This window comes from Bacillus sp. 007/AIA-02/001, assembly GCF_004634455.1.
Lineage (GTDB): Bacteria > Bacillota > Bacilli > Bacillales > Bacillaceae_G > Bacillus_A > Bacillus_A cereus.
On record NZ_SEIY01000001.1, the window covers coordinates 264,425 to 283,445 of the forward strand.

A 19,021-nucleotide genomic window follows, 5' to 3' on the forward strand; every position below is an offset into this window, starting at 1 on the left:
TTTTTTATTTTCTTTTTTACAGTCTTTCCGTTACAATAAAAGAACGTATGTTGGGTGTTTGGGCATAGTATGTTTTCAAGGGAAAATAAAAATGCTAAGTATGTAGAAATGGAGGGAGACGAGTGCACGAACATTTGAAAGAGAAGTTGGCTATTTTACCAGATCAACCTGGTTGTTATTTGATGAAAGATAAGCAAGGAACGGTTATATATGTCGGAAAGGCAAAAGTGCTTAAAAATCGTGTGCGCTCGTACTTTACTGGTTCACATGATGGGAAAACACTGCGGCTTGTAGGAGAAATTGTTGATTTTGAATATATTGTAACTTCTTCGAATTTAGAAGCACTTATTTTAGAGTTAAATCTAATTAAAAAATATGATCCGAAATATAATATTCAATTAAAAGATGATAAAACATATCCTTTTATTAAAATTACAGCGGAGAAGCAACCTCGCTTACTCATTACTCGAAACGTAAAAAAAGATAAAGGGAAATATTTTGGTCCTTATCCAAATGCACAATCTGCTCATGAAACGAAAAAACTGCTAGATCGTATGTATCCACTTCGGAAATGCACGAATATGCCAGATAAAGTTTGTTTGTATTATCATATGGGTCAATGTTTAGCGCCTTGTGTGAAAGAAGTGACGGAAGAACAAAATAAAGAAATTGTAGATGAAATTATTAAGTTTTTAAATGGTGGACATAAAGAAGTTCGTTCAGAACTAGAAATAAAAATGTATGAGGCCTCAGAGAAACTAGAGTTTGAACGTGCAAAAGAGTTGCGTGATCAAATTGCTCATATTGATGCGATTATGGAAAAGCAAAAGATGATTATGAGTGACTTAGTGGATCGTGATGTGTTTGGATATGCAGTGGATAAAGGATGGATGTGTGTTCAAGTTTTCTTCGTTCGAAAAGGAAAGCTAATTGAACGTGATGTTTCTATGTTTCCAATTTACGATGAACCAGAAGAGGGTTTTTTAACGTTTATCGGCCAATTTTATGAAAACAGTAGTCATTTTAAGCCGAAGGAAATTGTCGTTCCAGGAAGTATAGACTCGGAATTAGTAGAGCGCTTTTTAGAAGTGGAAGCGACGCAGCCGAAACGTGGTAAGAAAAAAGACCTTGTAGAATTGGCAAATAAAAATGCGAAGATTGCTCTTGAAGAGAAGTTTTACTTAATTGAACGTGATGAAGAACGAACGATTAAAGCGGTAGATCATTTAGGGAAGCAGCTTGGGATTGAAACGCCATATCGTATTGAAGCGTTTGATAACTCAAATATTCAAGGAACAAATCCCGTTTCTGCAATGATTGCTTTTATCGATGGGAAACCGGCGAAGAAAGAGTATCGAAAATATAAAATTAAAACGGTTCAAGGACCAGATGATTATGAGTCTATGAGAGAAGTTGTGAGGCGCCGTTATACAAGGGCGCTTAAAGAAAATTCACCTTTACCTGATTTGATTATTATTGATGGAGGAAAAGGCCATCTAGCGGCTGCAAGTGATATTTTAGAGAATGAGCTCGGATTATATATTCCGATGGCAGGTCTTGTAAAAGATGATAAACATAAAACCTCCCATTTAATTATTGGGGATCCACCGGAACCTGTGATGCTTGAGAGAAATAGCCAAGAATTTTATTTATTGCAGCGTATTCAAGATGAGGTGCATCGATTTGCGATTACATTCCATCGTCAATTACACGGGAAATCTGTTATTCAATCAGCATTGGATGATATTCCAGGAATCGGTGATAAACGGAAAAAGGTATTGTTAAAACATTTTGGTTCATTAAAGAAGATGAAAGAAGCTTCTATAGAGGAATTTGTCGAAGCGGGTATGCCGAAAAATGTCGCGGAGACGATTTATACGTATTTAACAGATAAGAAGACGTTGTAGTTTACAACGTCTTCTGTTTTTTGGTATAATTTCTGAAGATTTAAAATAAATGCATCTGAATGAAAATACAAAAAAGTCAACTAAACTGATATGTCTAGTTGACTGTAGGTAATGCTTACACTTCAATGAGATCTTTTATATCCCATTTTACAAGAAATGTAATAGAGTCAGAACGTTTTTTCTTTTCTTCGTATGACTCTGCAACGACGTTCCGTTGCTTTTGGATTTGTTCAGCGATGAATCCGGCTTCTAGTTGATAAGAAGAATGTCGTTTTTGTTTTTGACGTTCTGCGATGAGTGTGCCTTTAAGTTGGAACTGCATTTCACGACGCTTATGTTCAACAATGCTTAAAGTGCCCCAGCCAGCCTTTTCAAAGAACTGAATGACTTCTTCAATTGTTTCTAGCGGATATTTTCTTGCAAGGTTTCTACCAGACCAGTATAAAATACCATCTAAATCGTTGCCGATTAAATCAGGTAGTAATTCTTCACGTAGCAATTCATAAGCGAAGGCGTTCAATGAAACATCTTCTAAAGATGTTGTATCGATTGTATTTTTACTCACAATATTCCCCTCTTTCTATAGGGATTATTATATAACATTTCACATTTATAAAAACAGATTTTTCTTTAGGAAAATCTGAATATATAAGAAGAAAAAAAGAATTGGCAAATTATATGCAAATTATGTATACGTTTTCTTGACGCTTCGACAAAAATAGGAGTAAAATGAACTTGGTATCAAATTATGCTGAAATATTTCGAATAATTTTTTCAGTTTTTCTTATGCCAATAGTGAAAAAACATTATTGTCATAAACTAATCTGAAAACAGCAGTCAAACATTCAAGGGGGGTAATGGGGACATGAAAGGCCGCGAGTATACGTTTCGTAAGTGGCACTCATTAATGGGGGTCATCCCGGTTGGTGTCTTTTTGACGCAACATTTAATTGTAAACAACTTTGCAACACGAGGAGCAGAGGCTTTTAACAAAGCTGCAGGCTTTATGGAGCTCCTTCCATTCCGGTATGCGCTAGAAATTTTCATCATCTTTTTACCGATACTGTACCATGCTATATATGGCTTATATATTGCATTTACAGCTAAGAACAATGCGGTTTCTTACGGTTATTTCCGTAATTGGATGTTCGTTTTCCAAAGAATTTCAGGTATCGTTACGCTGATCTTCATTTCTTGGCACGTCTGGGAAACTCGTATTCAAGCAATGTTAGGTAAAGAGGTAAACTATGATATGATGGCAGATATTTTAAACAATCCAGCTATGTTTGCATTCTACTTAGTTGGTGTTGTTTCAACAATTTTCCACTTTGCAAATGGACTATGGACATTCTGCATCAGCTGGGGAATTACAGTATCTCCACGTTCACAAAGAATCTCTACTTATGTAACATTAGCTATTTTCTTAGGTTTATCTTATGTAGGTGTGAGTGCATTATTAGCGTTCATCGATCCACAGCTAGCAAACCAGTAAGGAGTGGGAGAGCATGAAAGGGAAACTTATAGTAGTCGGCGGTGGCTTGGCTGGCTTAATGGCAACGATTAAAGCGGCAGAAGCAGGAGTAAATGTTGAACTGTTTTCTTTAGTACCAGTAAAACGTTCACATTCTGTATGTGCTCAGGGCGGAATTAACGGTGCCGTAAATACGAAAGGTGAAGGGGATTCTCCATGGATCCACTTTGACGATACAATTTATGGTGGGGACTTCTTAGCGAACCAACCACCAGTTAAAGCAATGTGTGAAGCAGCACCTGGTATCATTCATTTAATGGACCGTATGGGTGTTATGTTCAACCGTACGGAAGAAGGACTTCTTGATTTCCGTCGATTTGGTGGAACGCAACATCACCGTACAGCATTTGCTGGTGCAACAACTGGACAGCAATTACTTTACGCATTAGATGAGCAAGTACGTCGTCACGAAGTAGCAGGACTTGTAACGAAATATGAAGGTTGGGATTTCTTACGAGCTGTTGTTGATGATGAAGGTGTGTGCCGAGGAATCGTTGCACAAGACTTACAAACTATGGAGATTAGAAGTTTCGGAGCAGATGCCGTGATTATGGCAACAGGGGGCCCTGGTATCATTTTCGGAAAATCAACAAACTCCATTATCAATACAGGTACAGCAGCTTCTGCTGTATATCAACAAGGCGCATATTATGCAAACGGTGAGTTCATTCAAATTCACCCAACGGCAATTCCTGGAGACGATAAATTACGTCTTATGAGTGAATCTGCACGTGGTGAAGGTGGACGTGTTTGGACATATAAAGATGGTAAACCATGGTACTTCTTAGAAGAAAAATATCCGGCTTACGGAAACCTTGTACCTCGTGACATCGCAACGCGTGAAATCTTTGATGTTTGCGTAGAGCAAAAACTAGGTATTAACGGTGAAAACATGGTGTACTTAGATCTTTCTCATAAAGATCCAAAAGAACTAGATATTAAACTAGGTGGAATTATTGAAATCTATGAGAAATTTACAGGGGATGATCCTCGTAAACTACCGATGAAAATCTTCCCAGCTGTTCACTATTCAATGGGCGGACTATGGGTTGATTATAAACAGATGACAAATATTCCAGGTTTATTTGCAGCAGGTGAGTGTGATTATTCTATGCACGGTGGTAACCGTCTTGGTGCAAACTCACTATTATCAGCAATTTATGGTGGTATGGTAGCAGGACCAAACGCAATTGAGTATATGAAAGGTCTTTCTAAATCATCTGATGCTGTTTCATCTACTGTATATGAGCAAAATGAATTAATCGAAACAGAGAAATTTAACAATATTTTAACGATGGATGGTAACGAAAATGCGTATGTTCTTCATAAAGAGCTTGGAGAATGGATGACAGATAACGTTACAGTAGTTCGTGAAAATAAAAAATTATTAGAAACAGATGCGAAAATTGAAGAATTAATGGCTCGTTACAAACGTATTAACATTAACGATACAGCAAGATGGAGTAACCAAGGTGCTTCATTTACACGCCAACTTGCAAATATGTTTGAGTTAGCACGTGTTATTACAATTGGCGCATATAACCGTAATGAGAGCCGTGGGGCGCATTACAAACCTGAATTCCCAAATCGTGATGATGCAAACTTCTTAAAAACTACGATGGCAAAATTTGAGGGAGAAGGAAATGCACCAGCATTCCATTACGAGGACGTTGATATTTCGTTAATTAAACCACGTAAACGTGATTATTCTTCAAAACACGATGTAGCTGCTAAGGGTGAAGAGAAGGGGGATAAACAACATGTCTGAGAAAACAATCCGCCTCATCATTACGAGACAAGACGGGCCAGATGCGCAAGCGTTTGACCAAGAGTTTGAAATTCCATATCGTCCGAATATGAATATTATCTCAGCACTTATGGAAATCCGTCGTAATCCTGTTGATTCAAAAGGGAACCAAACAACTCCGATTGCATGGGATATGAACTGCTTAGAGGAAGTATGTGGTGCATGTTCGATGGTGATTAACGGAAAACCACGTCAATCATGTACGGCACTTATCGATCAATTAGAGCAACCAATTCGCTTAAAACCGATGAAGACATTCCCGGTTGTACGTGACTTGCAAGTTGATCGTAGTCGCATGTTTAATGCTCTAAAACGCGTTAAAGCGTGGATTCCAATTGATGGTACGTATGACCTAGGTCCAGGACCAAGAATGCCTGAGAAAAAGCGTCAATGGGCTTATGAGCTTTCAAAATGCATGACATGTGGTGTTTGCTTAGAATCATGTCCAAACGTAAACAGTAAGTCTGACTTTATTGGACCAGCACCGTTATCACAAGCTCGCTTATTCAACTCACATCCAACGGGTGAAATGCATAAAGCAGATCGCTTACGTGCAATTATGGGAGATGGAGGACTAGCAAACTGTGGTAACTCTCAAAACTGTGTGCAATCATGTCCGAAGGGTATTCCTTTAACAACTTCAATTGCGGCATTAAACCGTGATACAACAATTCAATCGTTCAAAGATTTCTTTGGTAGCGATAATAACTATTAATAAATATTGCCTCTTCATATCGAAGAGGCAATATTTATAACTTTATTTTTCTGTTTATTCTGTTTATTTAAAGGTGAAAAGGGGAGATAACAATGAAGAGGATTTCTTATATTGAAGACTTTGAGCAATGGGAAAGTGGTTTTTCGTTTTACAACCCTGTAAAGGTTCGTTTTGGTGAAGTAGATATGTTTGGACATGTAAATAATGTCGTTGCTTTTACTTATTTTGAAGAAGCTCGTATTGCGTTGTTTAAAGAACTTGGATTTATGCAAGAGTGGACACATGCATCATCAGAAACGATGATCGTTGTTGCGGATTTACAATGTAATTTTATTAAGCAAATATATTTTGATGAACAGCTGAAGGTGTATGTAAAGGCAGGATCGGTCGGGAATTCTTCTTTAGATTTACATTATATGGTGAAGAATGCAGCAGGAGAGGTTTGTTTAGTAGGTCGTGGAATGATGGTTCAAGCGTCGAAAAAAACAGGAAGAGGCGAACCATGGCCTGAAGAATGGAAGAAGAAATTACTACAATAATAGAGTGAAAGAAAAATAAGAGAGCAATTTGCTCTCTTATTTTTTGTCTTCCATCGCTTCTTCTAATGTTAAGTGATGTTTATATAGGTATGTAGCGTATGGATTACCAACGTAGCGTAAGTGCCATGGTTCATATGCATATTCTGTTGTATCTGTTTTATCTTCTAAGTAACGAATGACAAAGCCGAATTCATGAGCGTGTTCTGCGACCCATTTTCCTTCTGCTGTCTCCCCGAAGATAGGCTCTAATTGAAATTTAGCTGATTTTGAACTAATATCCATTGCTAAACCCGTTTGGTGTTCACTTGTACCAGGAATTGCGCTTACCGAATTAGCTTCGGCTTTTCCTTGGCGTCTAACGTATGTATCATGCAACGATTTTTGGCGTTTGTATGAACGATAACCAGATACAGCTGTAAGATCAAGCCCTTCTTTTTTCGCAGCTTTAAACATGTTTTCAAGTGCCTCTGCAGCATCTTTTCGCAGCAATGTTTTTTCTTTATCTTTTGGACTAATAAATGGTACATTTGGTCTCGTTAAGTCTTCAGGAATGTATCCATCTGGTAGTTTTCGATGTTTATTAATTAAGACAAGATTAGATTTGGGATTTGTTACCACTGAAAAGTCATTGTCTATTTTCTTTGCATTATGATCAGCTTTTGGAAAAGCAGGAATCTCTTCTTTTTTATGGTTATTATGCTTTTGACTTTCGACAGCTTTTGCTTCATTATGTAGTGGTGTTTTAGAACCAAAGTAAGCGAAAGATGTGATCCCGATTACAATAGTAGTGGCAGAAATAATTATTATCTTTTTCATGATGCCTTGTAATCACAGTCCCTTCTTAATAAAATGTGTAATGTTTTTTTTATTATAAATCTAGTTTGTTGGAAAAGGAATATAAGAGTCATAACGTAATAGAAATGCAAAGAAAATGTCAGAAAATGTGTGAATTTGTAGTATTTTTTTATATAATTCATTTCTTATCTTTCATGAAATGCATTTTTTATGTAATATATATACATAAGAAGATGTAGCGATTATCGAGAATAGAGAACTTCTTGTATAGACTGGGAGTGAATGGGAATGGATTTTGCAACAATTATTGGACTTATTTTAGGATTTGTAGCAGTGGTAGTAGGGATGGTCGTCAAGGGCGCTGACATAACAGCCTTATTAAATCCTGCCGCAGCATTAATTATTTTTATCGGTACATTTGCTGCAGTATGTATTGCATTTCCGATGAATCAACTAAAAAGGGTTCCAAAACTATTTAAAGTTCTTTTTGGTTCAAATAAAAAGGATTTAAGTTATGAACAGTTGCTAGAATTATTTGTTCATTGGACATCTGAAAGTAGAAAATACGGTATTTTGTCTTTAGAGCAACAATTAGACAAAATTCAAGATGAATTTCTTTTGCGCGGTATGAAATTTGTGATTGATGGCGTATCCGCAGAAGATTTGGAGCAGATTTTGGAATCTGAATTAGAGGCAATTGAAGAAAGACATGCAAAGGGAGCTGCTATTTTTTCACAAGCTGGTACGTATGCACCGACATTAGGAGTTTTAGGTGCTGTTATCGGTCTTGTAGCTGCGCTTGGTAACTTAACTGATATTGAAAAGTTAGGTCATGCTATTTCGGGTGCGTTTATTGCAACGATTTTTGGTATTTTTTCAGGTTATGTATTATGGCATCCATTTGCAAATAAGTTAAAGCAAAAATCTTCAGCTGAAATTGAGAAAAAACGTTTAATCATTGATTGTTTATTAATGTTACAAGAAGGTACATATCCGTTTATTATGAAGAACCGCATTTTAGGTGCACTTTCTGCAACTGAGCGTAAAAAGCTAGAAAAAGGAGCAGAAAAAAATGCGGAGTAAGAAAAATAGAAGAGGCAAAAAGAAAAAACATGATGAGCATATCGATGAAACATGGTTAATCCCATATTCTGATATGTTAACGTTGTTATTTGCATTGTTTATCGTTTTATTCGCAATGAGTAGTATAGATGCTGCGAAGTTTAAACAGATGGCAGTTGCTTTTCGAAGTGAATTAGCTGGGGGAACAGGTAACAAAGAATTTTTAAGTGATCAAAAGCCAAATGATGAAAAAGAATTATCAGCAAGTAGCCTTGAGGCAGAACAAACAAAAAAACAAGAAGAAGCTAGAGCTAAAGAAAAAAAAGAGATGGATGAATTGAAAGCATTACAAAAAAAGATTGATCAATATATTAATGAAAAACAATTATCCTCTTCTTTTCAAACTAAATTAACTGAAAAGGGATTAATGGTGACAATATTAGAAAATATACTGTTTGATTCGGGGAAAGCAGATGTGAAATTAGAATCTTTAGGGATTGCAAAAGAGATGTCTAGCTTACTTGTTTCAGCGTCACCTCGTGAAATTACAGTATCGGGTCATACGGATAATGTCCCTATTGCCAATGCGCAGTTTGCGTCGAATTGGGAATTAAGTACGCAGCGGGCAGTTAATTTTATGCAAGTATTACTGCAAAATAAAGAATTACAACCAGAAAAATTTAGTGCGATTGGATACGGAGAATACCGTTCAATTGCTCCAAACGATACACAAGAAGGAAAGGCGAAGAATAGACGTGTGGAAGTATTTATCTTGCCTTTAACAGAGAAAGTAAAATAAAAGAGGATGGCGAATGCCATCCTCTTTTATTTTACTTCAAATGATTTTAAGTTGTCGCGACGGATTTTATCTTTTTCTGCATCTGATTTTTTGAAATCATAATCATATAAAGCGCCTTCCCAATCGCCATACATTGGATTCGGGAAAATAATGAATTTCTCACCAAATTGTGCTTTTGAATCTGCTACTGTTTGGTTACGATCTTTTACAGATTTTCCATCAAAACCTGTGAAATCAGATAAGTTATCACCGAAGAATAAGACAATATCATGAGTTTGAGAAACGAGTTCACGGCGTTTTTCTTTTCCTTTTTCTTTCGGATCTTGTAGTAATATATGTTCTTTCGTTGCTTGAGGAGCACCTACACGCTCAAGATTTTTAATTGTCGCATCTAGTTGATTCGTTTTACGATTTGAGATGTAGTAAATATCTACACCTTTAGACTCTGTATATTTTAAGAAATCAATTGCGCCTGGAAGGGCTTCAGCCTCAGCTTTGTTAATCCAATCATCCCATTTGTAAGGATAGCCTTTGCCTGTTTTTACGCTCATTGCTTGATGAGGACTGTTATCTAAAACAGTTTCGTCTAAATCAAGCACGATAGCAGGTTTTTTCTCTGTCCCTTTTGCAAGAATTGCATCAAGCTTTAATTGACCAATGTTGTACCCTTGGTAGTAAAGTGCTTTCGTTTCACCGGCTGTTTGATACCATAAATCAGCCATTAATTGTTGTTCTGTTAATTTTACTTTCTCTTCTTTTGCCACTGTTTTCTCTGGTGTTCCTGAACATGCTACAAGTGATGTAGATAGAACCGCTACAGATAATAAAGTGGTAATGCCCCTCTTCATCTTCATATGTATCCTCCTTGATGTTAGAAAATCATTTTATATTATATATTAAAATATAATATTTTTATATGAACATTTGCATATTGTCTTTTGTATATATAGTAGTATGTCCTATATTAGAAAGATGAGCAAAATAATAATAGTTGTTTTGACAATTTTTATTGTCGTAATGACAATTATAATTGACAAAAAGAACTTTGTTATTTACAATTTTAACTAAATAGAACAAATGATGGATTAATGACGATGTTTACATATAAGAGGATGAAGCGTGGTGCTATATTTTGTCTTGAATAAACATAGTCTTTGAAAGAGAGTACGAATGATACTAAAGGGGAGGCTTTATACTTGAGTTTACAAATTCAAAACTTAACGAAACAATTTGGGGAATCAAAAGCAGTTAACGGTTTGCAAATTTTGTTACCAAAAGGTGAAGTACTAGGGTTACTTGGACGAAATGGTGCAGGGAAAACAACAACAATCAAAATGCTTCTCGGATTATTAACGCCTAATGAAGGTTCGATTACATGGGATGGAAAAGCATTTGGAAATAGTGGTGTAACAATTGGGTATTTACCAGAAGAAAGAGGTTTATATACAAAAAGTAGAGTAATAGATCAGCTGCGATATTTTGGTAGATTAGAAGGAATGTCGAAGAAAGAAGTAGATCATGCTATTGATCACTGGTTAGAGCGTTTAGCGATACCAGAATATAAATTTAAAACGGCTGGAGAGCTTTCAAAAGGGAATCAGCAAAAAATCCAATTAATTGCTGCTCTTCTTCATAATCCGGAACTTCTCATTTTAGATGAACCATTCAGCGGTCTTGATCCAGTTAATGCTGGGGTGTTAGCTAGTATTATTGAAGAACAAGTACAGAGCGGAAAGACGATTATTTTATCAAGTCATCGTATGGAACAAGTAGAGGCTTTTTGCCAACATGTATGTATTTTGAAAAAAGGTGAAGCAGTCGTAAAAGGACAGCTAAGTGATATTAAGAAAGAATACGGTTTCCGTAATTTAACGATTGAAGATACAGTAGAGAATGAAAAGGGATTAGAAGCTATACATGTATCGTATGAAAAACAACAAGGCCTTCTTTATGTGAAAGTACAAGACGATGCGGAAGCTCTCAAGATTTTGCAACAGTTGCAAGAGCAAGGTGTTAGCTTACGACAATTCAAAATGTTAGAGCCGACGTTAAACGAAATCTTTGTAGAGAGGGCGAAATAACGATGCGTAAATTTTCTCACGTATTTTCATTTTATTTTAGGGAAGCATTTTTATCTAAAAAATCATTAATTACGAGTGCGATTTTATTTTTAGTTGTGTTTGGGATTTTTGCATTTAATCATTTTACTTCAGGCGATGATAAAAATAAGGATAAAGATAAAATTGCAGTTGTAGTAGAGAGTTCCACATATAAAGTACAAAAAGATGAGCTAAATAAGCTATTGCCATCAGCAAAAATAACAATTGGTTCAAAGGATGATTTTGATAAACTGCATAAGCAAGTAGAAGAAGGCGATTTAGATGGTCTATTCCATGTGACGGAAAAGGATGGGGCTCCATCGATTACATATATGTATAATGGATTTCCAAGCCAAGCAACTTCTGCAATTATGGCAGGATATTTAAAGCAACAATATACGATGGTGACGATTGCCAAAAATAATGTTTCACCAGAAATTGCACAGCAATTACAAACAGAAATTCAAGTAAAGCAAGAAGCGATAAAAGATCGTACATCTTCTTTCGGAATTGCCTATTTCTTTACATTTGCTTTATATATGTTTATTGTAGCGTTCGGAAATACAATCGCAATGAATATTGCATCTGAAAAGGCGTCACGTGTAATGGAAGTAATGCTTCCGAAAGTGAAGCCTCTTACGATGATGTATGCGAAAATTTTAGCGGTTGTTTCAACGGCGTTATTGCAACTTGTCATATTGGCGTGTGGTTATCTTATTCCATATTTGTTAGGTTGGGTCGATTTAGAAAGTGCCTCACTATTTGGTATTCCAATTGACTTTACGAAATTAGATGCAAAGGTTATCAGCATGTTTCTTGTTTATTTCATTACGGGATATTTACTTTATGCGATGATGTATGCTGCTGCTGGAGCTGTCGTGTCTAAGACGGAGGATTTACAAGCTGTATCTTTCCCGGTAATGATTTTAATTATGGCTGCATTCTTTATTAGTATTAAATCATTAAGTGATCCGAATAGTACTATCGTCGTTGTAAGTTCTTACATTCCATTCTTTACACCGATGGTTACCTTCTCACGTATTGTAGCTGGTGAAGCAGGTATGCTAGAAATTACGATAACATTAGCAGTCTTATTGGCGACAATTGCGGTATTAAATGCTGTTACAAGCCGCATTTACGTAAACGGCGTAATGAATTACTCAGATAAAGTGAAATTTAAAGATTTAGCGAAATTTATAAAGCGTCAATAATGAGAGAAAAGCGTGATTTCTTATTGAAATCATGCTTTTTCTTTATGTATAAATTAAAAATAGTATATAATGATAAGAGTCGTCTTTTAATAGAATGAATAAAAAGGAGGGTGTGCAGATGGGGATTAGTAGTCGTTTTACAGTAGGTGTTCATATGCTGACATTACTTGCGATAGATCGAAACTCTCGCTGTACCTCTGAATGGATTGCCGGTAGTGTGAATACAAATCCAGTTGTGATTCGTCGCATTACAGGAATGTTGAAGAGAGCAGGACTTGTTGATGTACAAGCTGGTAAAGGTGGTACGACACTTGCTCGAGATTTAGAAGAAATTACATTACTTGATGTATATAAAGCAGTGGAAGTTGTAGAAGAAGGACAGCTATTTTCCTTCCATGAAAATCCCAACATTGAATGTCCAGTAGGAGCTAATATTCAATCAGTATTAGAAATTATTTTAATGCAAGCGCAAGAAGCGATGGAAAACGTACTTGCAAATGTAACGGTAGATCAATTAGTTACAAATTTAAAGTCTAAAATGAAAGAATAAAAAAAGCGAGCTTCCTCATAATGAGGGCTCGCCTTTTTTTATTCAGAAATATTGAAAATTCTATTTTTCAGTATTTAAAATGAATTTACCTACGATAGCTGCGAAGATACCACCAAGAATTGGTGCTACGATGAATACCCATAGTTGAGAAAGTGCTTCTCCACCAACAAATAAAGCTGGTGCGATACTACGAGCTGGGTTAACAGATGTTCCAGTTAACGGAATTCCTAATAAGTGAATTAAAACTAATGTGAAACCAATTACTAGTCCAGCTAAAGAAGAACTTCCTTTTTTACCTGTTACAGCAACGATAACTAAAATAAATACGAAAGTTAAAATGAACTCAACTAAAAATGCTCCAGATAAACCAAGAGTTCCGAAACCATTTTGTCCTAAATTATCTAAAGGTGTTTTAGCAGATTTTAAAATTGTTACTAACGTTGCAGTTCCTAATAAACCACCTAAAATTTGAGCTAATACATAATAACAAAGTTCCATAGCGTTCATTCGTTTGTTGATGAACATAGCTACTGATACTGCTGGGTTAATGTGACATCCAGAAATTGTTCCGATGCTATATGCCATAGCTACAATAGATAGACCGAAAGCCATAGCGATTCCTAATGTTCCAATTCCTTCAATTCCGCCGCCAGTGACAGCTACTCCAGTTCCGAATAATACAAGTACAAATGTACCAATAAATTCAGCGATTGCTTTTTTTAACATAATTTACCTCCTATTAATGCGCATGAAACGTATTATAACATAAGTTTTAGTATAAGCAGCCAATGAAATACTATTCTGATAAGGCGAAATAGGGGGACAATAAAAAAGAGTATGGTTCATCTCTATAGAACCATACCCTTTTTTTATGCTGATTTTTTCTGTTTAACGACTGGAACAGAACGGTTTAAAATACTATTTGCAACCATTCCTAACATGATAATAATCATTCCGATGAGAGAAAGTCCTCCAGGGAGTGAACCATTTAAGAAAATGATTTCTCCAAGTACGGTAAAGACCATCGTTCCAGCTTGTGTTGCTTCAACAGCTCCAAGTAGAGCGAGGTTATCTTTTGCTAAGTCAGTAGCAAAGAAAAATGTCATCGTTGCAATAACGCCGGAACATAATGCTAACAAAAATCCTTGAAGTATTTGGTGGGATGTTGGAATGCCAGTAGTAGAAAATCCGTATATACCAAGCAAGATTGTTATAGGAAGACTTCCAATTGCCATTCCTAATACACGTTGGAACGTATCAAGGCGTCCACCAACAAGCTCCATCATTTTTCGGTTACCGAACGGATATAAGAAAGCGGCTAATACGACAGGTAAAAAACCTGAAATGAACTGAGTCATTGTAATATGGCCTGCGGCAGTTGCTTGCATACAAATTACACCAAGTAAAATAAATAATGCAACATATAAGCTACGAAGTGGAATTTTTCCACGTACAAGTTTCGTACCTGATTTTGTTTCTATTTTCACGAAAAATAGTGGTGATAGTAGTAAACCAGCTAAAATCGTAACTTGCCAAGTTCCAGCAACGAGCCAAGCTGGAGAAAAGACAGCTGCGAAACTTAATAAAGAATAAAAACCAATACCGGCAACAGAACCCCATCCGATCCATGCCAATGGATGTTTTTTTAACTCTTCCCATAATCCCCTAAAGTTTTTGCGAAATAAAACGATAAGGAATAAAATAGGAAGAGCAAATAAAAAACGGAAGGAAGCTGTCCAAGCCCAGCTCGTTCCAGATACATTCATTGCTCTATTAATAATAAAGGTTGCAGAAAAAAAGGCCGATGATAAAAGACCTAATAAAATTGCGCGCATGAAGTATAACACTCCTTTCGAAAATAAATAATTATGTATAGTATGATATACTTTTAATCATTAAAAGTAAACTATTTTATACTTTAAGGTGGTTTTATATATGAAAGAAAATGAAGATATGCAAACGAAAGAAGTCATTCAACAAGTTGGACAGTTATTGAGACAAATTCGAAATGAACAGAAATTAAGTTTAGAAGAATTAGCTCATAAAACAGGAGTTAGTAAATTAACATTAGGAAAGATCGAAAGAGGGGAAACAAATCCGACACTAGCTGTCATTTGGAAAATAACGAAAGGGTTATCAATTCCTTTATCCAGATTAATGGTTGTTGGAGAAGCTGTAGCTGTTGCGCGCTGTGGAGAAGGATTTGCAGTAGATGAAGGACAAGCGTGGCATTTAGAAACGATGTTCCGTTATACGAAAGAAACAGGGATGGAAATGCACCGTGCTTGTTTACGATCAAATAGTATATATGAGCCAGAAGCTCATCATGAAGGTGCGATTGAGCTTGTAACGGTAATGAAAGGGAAAGTGTCTATTCAAGTGGAGAATGATGTATACGAATTAAATGAGTTTGATTCCATTCAATTTGAAGCGAATAAGAAGCATATTTATAAAAATGAAGAAGAAGAAGTAGCGGTATTACATTTAACGATGAAATATTCTTCATGAAAAAATCACCTATAGGATTCTATAGGTGATTTGCTCTTCTTAAGTATGTGAAATAATGCCGTTAGTACGAACGTGGCATAAGTAATAAACAAATGAAATAAACTAAAAATCCTGTCCCAAAACATAAAACAGCAATAACCCAAATGATACGAATAAGAGTAGAGCTAATATCAAAATATTCTCCTAAACCACCACATATACCAAATAGCATTTTATCAGTTTCGGATTTACATAACTTTTTTGACATATTCCAATCAACTCCTTTTTATATCAAACTGCATACTTTTATTCTATATGGAAATTTATGAGAAGACTATGGGGTTGTATTACATTTTTTTGTGAGAAGTGATCGTATTAATTGTCTTAATTTTCAGTGGATATTAAACTTGTAGTTATGAGGTGATTTTTAATAAAGGGTGGGGAAATAGAGATGACAGTATATTGGTTGACTAACGTAATGCTTGAATCAGGATATACATATGAAGAAGAGAGAATTTCACAAACAGAAACAGAATTATGCAGTTTACTTATTGAAGATAGTCGAATTAAAAAAATTATAAAAGGGATTGTTCAAGAGGAAGATATAGTAACTTTTGATGCTAAGAACTTATTAATGTTGCCAGCTTTCAAAGAGATGCACATTCACATTGATAAAACATATTATAGTGGCCCATGGAAAGCTTGTATGCCAGCAGAAAGTATTTTTACACGTTTTAATGAAGAAGAAAAAATTTTACCAAAGCAATTAGCGACTGCCCAAAATAGAGCGGAAAATATGCTAGAGTTACTACTGCAAAATGGTGCAACGAATATTAGAACGCATTGTAATGTTGATCCGATTATTGGGCTTGGTAATCTGGAGGCGACGTTAGCGGCATTAGAAACATATAAAAATCGAGTGTCTAGTAGAATTGTTGCGTTTCCGCAACATGGATTATTGCGCAGTGATTCTGTGCAACTCGTGAAAGATGCGATGCGTATGGGTGCTCATCTAGTCGGAGGAGTAGATCCAGCTACAGTAGATAATGACATTGAAAAGTCATTACATACAATTATGGATATCGCAGTAGAATTTAATGCGGATGTTGATATTCATTTGCACGATGCGAATAATCTTGGAACGTTTACGATGAAGAGATTGGCAAGTTTAACAGAAGAAGCAGGATGGCAAGGCCGTGTAACGATTAGTCATGCACTTGGACTTGGTGGTGTTACTGATAAAGAGGCTGAAGAAGTGGCAGAAAGACTCGCAAATGTAAATATTGATATTACTTCAACAGTGCCAATTGGTAAACAAGTAATCCCAATTCCGTTATTAGATAAAAAAGGTGTTAAGGTTTCATTAGGCAATGATAGCATTACAGATCATTGGTCACCGTTTGGAACAGGTGATATGCTTCAAAAGGTGAATCGATTAGCAGAGCGTTTTGGGTGGAGTGACGAAAGGTCTTTAGGAAAAGCACTCCGCTTTATTACAGGAGGAAAAGAAACGTTAAATAATGAAGGGAAGCGAGTATGGCCGAATATAGGGGATGAAGCGAACTTTGTTTTGACGAATGCGACATGCGCTGCTGAAGCAGTAGCGCGTCAAACAGAAAAACGTTTAGTCGTGTATAAAGGAAATATTGTTGTTGGAAGTTTAAATGAGGTGGAATTAAATAATCTTGTGTAGAAGAATCGTTTAAATATTTTGAGGAGGGTTCTAATGGTGAGTATAGAACTCTTCTTTTTTATTCTTACAATATATTTTTATAGGAAAGCTAGAAGGGATGAAAAAATTGGACAATCAACATAACCAAAATCATATTATGGGAACTTTGCAATGGTTTATATTTTTATTAGCAAATTCAATCGCACTACCAATTGTCGTTGGCGGATTATTTCATCTTACGACGGAAGAAATATTTTATTTAATGCAGCGTACGTTTTTTGTAGTTGGTATATCTTCTTTTTTACAAGGATGGCTTGGGCATAGACTGCCAATTGCGGATGGGCCGGCTGGATCTTGGGTTGGTGTATTTACCGTACTTGCTTATGCAACGGCCGGACAAGATCAATTACATAGTACACTGCAAATTTTAGAATTAGGAATGATAATCTCCGGTGTTATTTTAATAGGATTAGGAGTAACTGGTTTTATAGGACGTATTTTATTTTTATTTACGCCGCTTGTGACAGGGACGTTTTTACTTTTATTATGTTTACAATTAAGTGGTGTATTTTTAAAAGGAATGTTAGGAATTACAGCTACTATTTCTCAAATCGACGGATTTACAGCAATGATTGCGTTTAGTATATTTCTGTTCGTTATTATACTATCTAATTTTGGAAAAGGCTTTGTCAAAAGTTATGCAGTTTTAATAGGATTAATTAGTGGGTGGATTATTTTTCTCATTGCAGGAAAAGTGACAATCCCATCTCAAGTAACTCATTTTGTGCAACTTCCACATATATTTGCTTGGGGACTTCCAAAATGGAATACAGGTATGGCTGTATCAAGTTTCGTTATGGTATGTATTTTAGTTTCGAATACGGTGGCAGCTATTATAGCAATTAATCAAGCAACTATTCATAAAGCGACTATTGAACAAAAACAGTTGAAAGATGGAACATGGGTTGGGGGGATTTCACATCTCATCTCTTCTGTATTTTCAACTGTAGGTGTCGTTCCGTTACCAGCAACGGCAGGATTTATACGTTTAACAAAACAAAAGTATATACGATCGTTCTTAATGGCATGTGCGTTACTAGTCGTAATGTCTCTTTTTCCAAGTATTATTCGTTACTTAGCATCTTTACCATCAGCTGTCGCATCGGCTGTTTTAATGGCTTCGTTCGTACAGTTAATTGGAATTGGATTTAATAATATAAAACAAGTGCCGATGAGTGAAAGGAATGTAACGATTTTAGGCGTTGCAGTATTATTTGGCAGCGGCGTTATGTTTTTACCGTCTGGAGCACTCCAATCCTTGCCGTCTGTTATGCAATATATATTCGGTAATGGTTTATTTGTAGGTACGGTTGTAAGTATATTGCTAGAACAAATATGGCGCGTTGGAAAGTAAGTGGATAAAAAGAGTGTACGCACTGTATAAAAGTCTAAAATAACATAGGAAATAAAGCCCATTTTCATTCACCACCTGCACATTTCGTTCATACAATATCTTGACTAAATAAACACCCAACTTACACATACACAGCTCTGGCTTAAGCAAGGAGGGTTATACCAGTTGAAGGAAAAAGCGTATCAATCTAAACCTTTACTCACAAAGAGAGAGAGAGAAGTATTTGAATTGCTGGTTCAAGATAAAACAACGAAGGAAATTGCAGGTGAACTTTTTATAAGTGAAAAGACAGTTCGCAACCACATCTCAAACGCAATGCAAAAGCTAGGGGTTAAAGGACGTTCACAAGCAGTTGTGGAGCTTCTTCGTATGGGAGAGCTCGAATTATAAGAAAGCAGCCGACTTTTATATAAAAGTCGGCTATTTTTTGTTT

At 35.9% G+C, this 19,021-nt stretch carries 20 protein-coding genes; 14 read left to right on the forward strand and 6 right to left on the reverse strand.

Annotated features, from left to right (window positions below):
- The first annotated feature begins 122 nt into the window (after nucleotides 1-122).
- A complete protein-coding gene (gene uvrC, locus ES895_RS01420) occupies nucleotides 123-1,907 on the forward strand; it encodes an excinuclease ABC subunit C (protein ID WP_000544296.1) in 1,785 nt (594 codons plus the stop codon).
- A gap of 115 nt (nucleotides 1,908-2,022) precedes the next feature.
- Here uvrC and ES895_RS01425 read toward each other — a convergent pair whose 3' ends face one another.
- A complete protein-coding gene (locus ES895_RS01425) occupies nucleotides 2,023-2,472 on the reverse strand; it encodes a YslB family protein (RefSeq protein WP_000042226.1) in 450 nt (149 codons plus the stop codon).
- 300 nt (nucleotides 2,473-2,772) lie between these two features.
- On the opposite strand from ES895_RS01425, the gene sdhC reads away from it, so the two are divergent.
- From sdhC to ES895_RS01445, 4 genes are all read left to right on the forward strand, one after another.
- Complete coding sequence (gene sdhC / locus ES895_RS01430; protein WP_000678354.1) at nucleotides 2,773-3,399, forward strand: succinate dehydrogenase cytochrome B558; 627 nt, start codon at nucleotides 2,773-2,775, stop codon at nucleotides 3,397-3,399.
- A gap of 13 nt (nucleotides 3,400-3,412) precedes the next feature.
- Nucleotides 3,413-5,206 carry a succinate dehydrogenase flavoprotein subunit gene (gene sdhA / locus ES895_RS01435; protein ID WP_000676750.1) on the forward strand — a complete coding sequence of 598 codons (1,794 nt, stop codon included), beginning with the start codon at nucleotides 3,413-3,415 and terminating at the stop codon, nucleotides 5,204-5,206.
- On the forward strand, nucleotides 5,199-5,960 hold the full coding sequence (gene sdhB, locus ES895_RS01440; protein ID WP_001291827.1) for a succinate dehydrogenase iron-sulfur subunit: 762 nt from the start codon (nucleotides 5,199-5,201) through the stop codon (nucleotides 5,958-5,960). The genes sdhA and sdhB overlap by 8 nt, the downstream gene beginning before the upstream one ends.
- A 92-nt stretch (nucleotides 5,961-6,052) precedes the next feature.
- Nucleotides 6,053-6,499, forward strand: coding sequence for an acyl-CoA thioesterase (locus tag ES895_RS01445; RefSeq protein WP_000822734.1), 447 nt, complete (start codon nucleotides 6,053-6,055; stop codon nucleotides 6,497-6,499).
- Between the two features lie 36 nt (nucleotides 6,500-6,535).
- On the opposite strand, the gene ES895_RS01450 is transcribed toward ES895_RS01445, so the two are convergent.
- A complete protein-coding gene (locus ES895_RS01450) occupies nucleotides 6,536-7,315 on the reverse strand; it encodes a M15 family metallopeptidase (protein ID WP_000720201.1) in 780 nt (259 codons plus the stop codon).
- 267 nt (nucleotides 7,316-7,582) lie between these two features.
- Between ES895_RS01450 and motA the strand changes: the two genes are divergently transcribed.
- Together motA and motB are read left to right on the forward strand one after the other, a co-directional pair.
- Entirely contained in the window at nucleotides 7,583-8,377 is a 795-nt protein-coding gene (motA, locus tag ES895_RS01455) for a flagellar motor stator protein MotA (protein WP_000344853.1), read from the forward strand.
- Nucleotides 8,367-9,155: a flagellar motor protein MotB gene (motB, locus tag ES895_RS01460; protein WP_001256735.1), complete on the forward strand. Its 789-nt coding sequence runs from the start codon at nucleotides 8,367-8,369 to the stop codon at nucleotides 9,153-9,155. Before motA ends, motB begins: the two co-directional genes overlap by 11 nt.
- A gap of 26 nt (nucleotides 9,156-9,181) precedes the next feature.
- On the opposite strand, the gene ES895_RS01465 is transcribed toward motB, so the two are convergent.
- On the reverse strand, nucleotides 9,182-10,009 hold the full coding sequence (locus ES895_RS01465) for a 5'-nucleotidase, lipoprotein e(P4) family (protein ID WP_000782768.1): 828 nt from the start codon (nucleotides 10,007-10,009) through the stop codon (nucleotides 9,182-9,184).
- A gap of 342 nt (nucleotides 10,010-10,351) precedes the next feature.
- On the opposite strand from ES895_RS01465, the gene ES895_RS01470 reads away from it, so the two are divergent.
- From ES895_RS01470 to ES895_RS01480, 3 genes are all read left to right on the forward strand, one after another.
- Entirely contained in the window at nucleotides 10,352-11,236 is an 885-nt protein-coding gene (locus ES895_RS01470; RefSeq protein ID WP_070756970.1) for an ABC transporter ATP-binding protein, read from the forward strand.
- Nucleotides 11,237-11,238: 2 nt separating this feature from the next.
- Nucleotides 11,239-12,465 (forward strand): ABC transporter permease, encoded by a 1,227-nt coding sequence (locus tag ES895_RS01475; protein ID WP_016118684.1) that lies wholly within the window; start codon nucleotides 11,239-11,241, stop codon nucleotides 12,463-12,465.
- A 118-nt stretch (nucleotides 12,466-12,583) separates the two neighbouring features.
- Nucleotides 12,584-13,015 (forward strand): Rrf2 family transcriptional regulator, encoded by a 432-nt coding sequence (locus tag ES895_RS01480; RefSeq protein ID WP_000512998.1) that lies wholly within the window; start codon nucleotides 12,584-12,586, stop codon nucleotides 13,013-13,015.
- 60 nt (nucleotides 13,016-13,075) lie between these two features.
- On the opposite strand, the gene ES895_RS01485 is transcribed toward ES895_RS01480, so the two are convergent.
- Nucleotides 13,076-13,741, reverse strand: coding sequence for an aquaporin (locus ES895_RS01485; protein ID WP_000913213.1), 666 nt, complete (start codon nucleotides 13,739-13,741; stop codon nucleotides 13,076-13,078).
- A gap of 143 nt (nucleotides 13,742-13,884) precedes the next feature.
- Nucleotides 13,885-14,850 carry a DMT family transporter gene (locus tag ES895_RS01490; protein ID WP_135238141.1) on the reverse strand — a complete coding sequence of 322 codons (966 nt, stop codon included), beginning with the start codon at nucleotides 14,848-14,850 and terminating at the stop codon, nucleotides 13,885-13,887.
- A 100-nt stretch (nucleotides 14,851-14,950) separates the two neighbouring features.
- On the opposite strand from ES895_RS01490, the gene ES895_RS01495 reads away from it, so the two are divergent.
- Entirely contained in the window at nucleotides 14,951-15,523 is a 573-nt protein-coding gene (locus tag ES895_RS01495) for a helix-turn-helix domain-containing protein (RefSeq protein ID WP_098382378.1), read from the forward strand.
- A 61-nt stretch (nucleotides 15,524-15,584) separates the two neighbouring features.
- Here the strand turns inward: ES895_RS01495 and ES895_RS01500 are convergent, their stop codons facing one another.
- Nucleotides 15,585-15,770: a PspC domain-containing protein gene (locus ES895_RS01500; protein WP_000038411.1), complete on the reverse strand. Its 186-nt coding sequence runs from the start codon at nucleotides 15,768-15,770 to the stop codon at nucleotides 15,585-15,587.
- 183 nt (nucleotides 15,771-15,953) lie between these two features.
- Between ES895_RS01500 and ES895_RS01505 the strand changes: the two genes are divergently transcribed.
- The 3 genes from ES895_RS01505 (at nucleotide 15,954) to gerE (ending at nucleotide 18,978) form a co-directional block, all read left to right on the forward strand.
- On the forward strand, nucleotides 15,954-17,195 hold the full coding sequence (locus ES895_RS01505; RefSeq protein ID WP_135238142.1) for an amidohydrolase family protein: 1,242 nt from the start codon (nucleotides 15,954-15,956) through the stop codon (nucleotides 17,193-17,195).
- A 97-nt stretch (nucleotides 17,196-17,292) separates the two neighbouring features.
- Entirely contained in the window at nucleotides 17,293-18,588 is a 1,296-nt protein-coding gene (locus ES895_RS01510) for a purine/pyrimidine permease (protein WP_000732141.1), read from the forward strand.
- Between the two features lie 165 nt (nucleotides 18,589-18,753).
- Nucleotides 18,754-18,978: a spore germination transcription factor GerE gene (gene gerE / locus ES895_RS01515; protein ID WP_000659484.1), complete on the forward strand. Its 225-nt coding sequence runs from the start codon at nucleotides 18,754-18,756 to the stop codon at nucleotides 18,976-18,978.
- Nucleotides 18,979-19,021: the final 43 nt, after the last annotated feature.

What these genes read in the sequence shown, in the direction of transcription:
- ES895_RS01500 (WP_000038411.1), bottom strand. Translation starts at nt 15,770, where the DNA reads ATGTCAAAAAAGTTATGTAAATCCGAAACTGATAAAATGCTATTTGGT.
- ES895_RS01495 (WP_098382378.1), top strand. Translation starts at nt 14,951, where the DNA reads ATGAAAGAAAATGAAGATATGCAAACGAAAGAAGTCATTCAACAAGTT.
- ES895_RS01450 (WP_000720201.1), bottom strand. Translation starts at nt 7,315, where the DNA reads ATGAAAAAGATAATAATTATTTCTGCCACTACTATTGTAATCGGGATC.
- ES895_RS01505 (WP_135238142.1), top strand. Translation starts at nt 15,954, where the DNA reads ATGACAGTATATTGGTTGACTAACGTAATGCTTGAATCAGGATATACA.
- motB (WP_001256735.1), top strand. Translation starts at nt 8,367, where the DNA reads ATGCGGAGTAAGAAAAATAGAAGAGGCAAAAAGAAAAAACATGATGAG.
- ES895_RS01475 (WP_016118684.1), top strand. Translation starts at nt 11,239, where the DNA reads ATGCGTAAATTTTCTCACGTATTTTCATTTTATTTTAGGGAAGCATTT.
- ES895_RS01480 (WP_000512998.1), top strand. Translation starts at nt 12,584, where the DNA reads ATGGGGATTAGTAGTCGTTTTACAGTAGGTGTTCATATGCTGACATTA.
- ES895_RS01510 (WP_000732141.1), top strand. Translation starts at nt 17,293, where the DNA reads ATGAAAAAATTGGACAATCAACATAACCAAAATCATATTATGGGAACT.
- ES895_RS01490 (WP_135238141.1), bottom strand. Translation starts at nt 14,850, where the DNA reads ATGCGCGCAATTTTATTAGGTCTTTTATCATCGGCCTTTTTTTCTGCA.
- sdhB (WP_001291827.1), top strand. Translation starts at nt 5,199, where the DNA reads ATGTCTGAGAAAACAATCCGCCTCATCATTACGAGACAAGACGGGCCA.
- ES895_RS01445 (WP_000822734.1), top strand. Translation starts at nt 6,053, where the DNA reads ATGAAGAGGATTTCTTATATTGAAGACTTTGAGCAATGGGAAAGTGGT.
- motA (WP_000344853.1), top strand. Translation starts at nt 7,583, where the DNA reads ATGGATTTTGCAACAATTATTGGACTTATTTTAGGATTTGTAGCAGTG.
- sdhA (WP_000676750.1), top strand. Translation starts at nt 3,413, where the DNA reads ATGAAAGGGAAACTTATAGTAGTCGGCGGTGGCTTGGCTGGCTTAATG.
- sdhC (WP_000678354.1), top strand. Translation starts at nt 2,773, where the DNA reads ATGAAAGGCCGCGAGTATACGTTTCGTAAGTGGCACTCATTAATGGGG.
- ES895_RS01485 (WP_000913213.1), bottom strand. Translation starts at nt 13,741, where the DNA reads ATGTTAAAAAAAGCAATCGCTGAATTTATTGGTACATTTGTACTTGTA.
- ES895_RS01465 (WP_000782768.1), bottom strand. Translation starts at nt 10,009, where the DNA reads ATGAAGATGAAGAGGGGCATTACCACTTTATTATCTGTAGCGGTTCTA.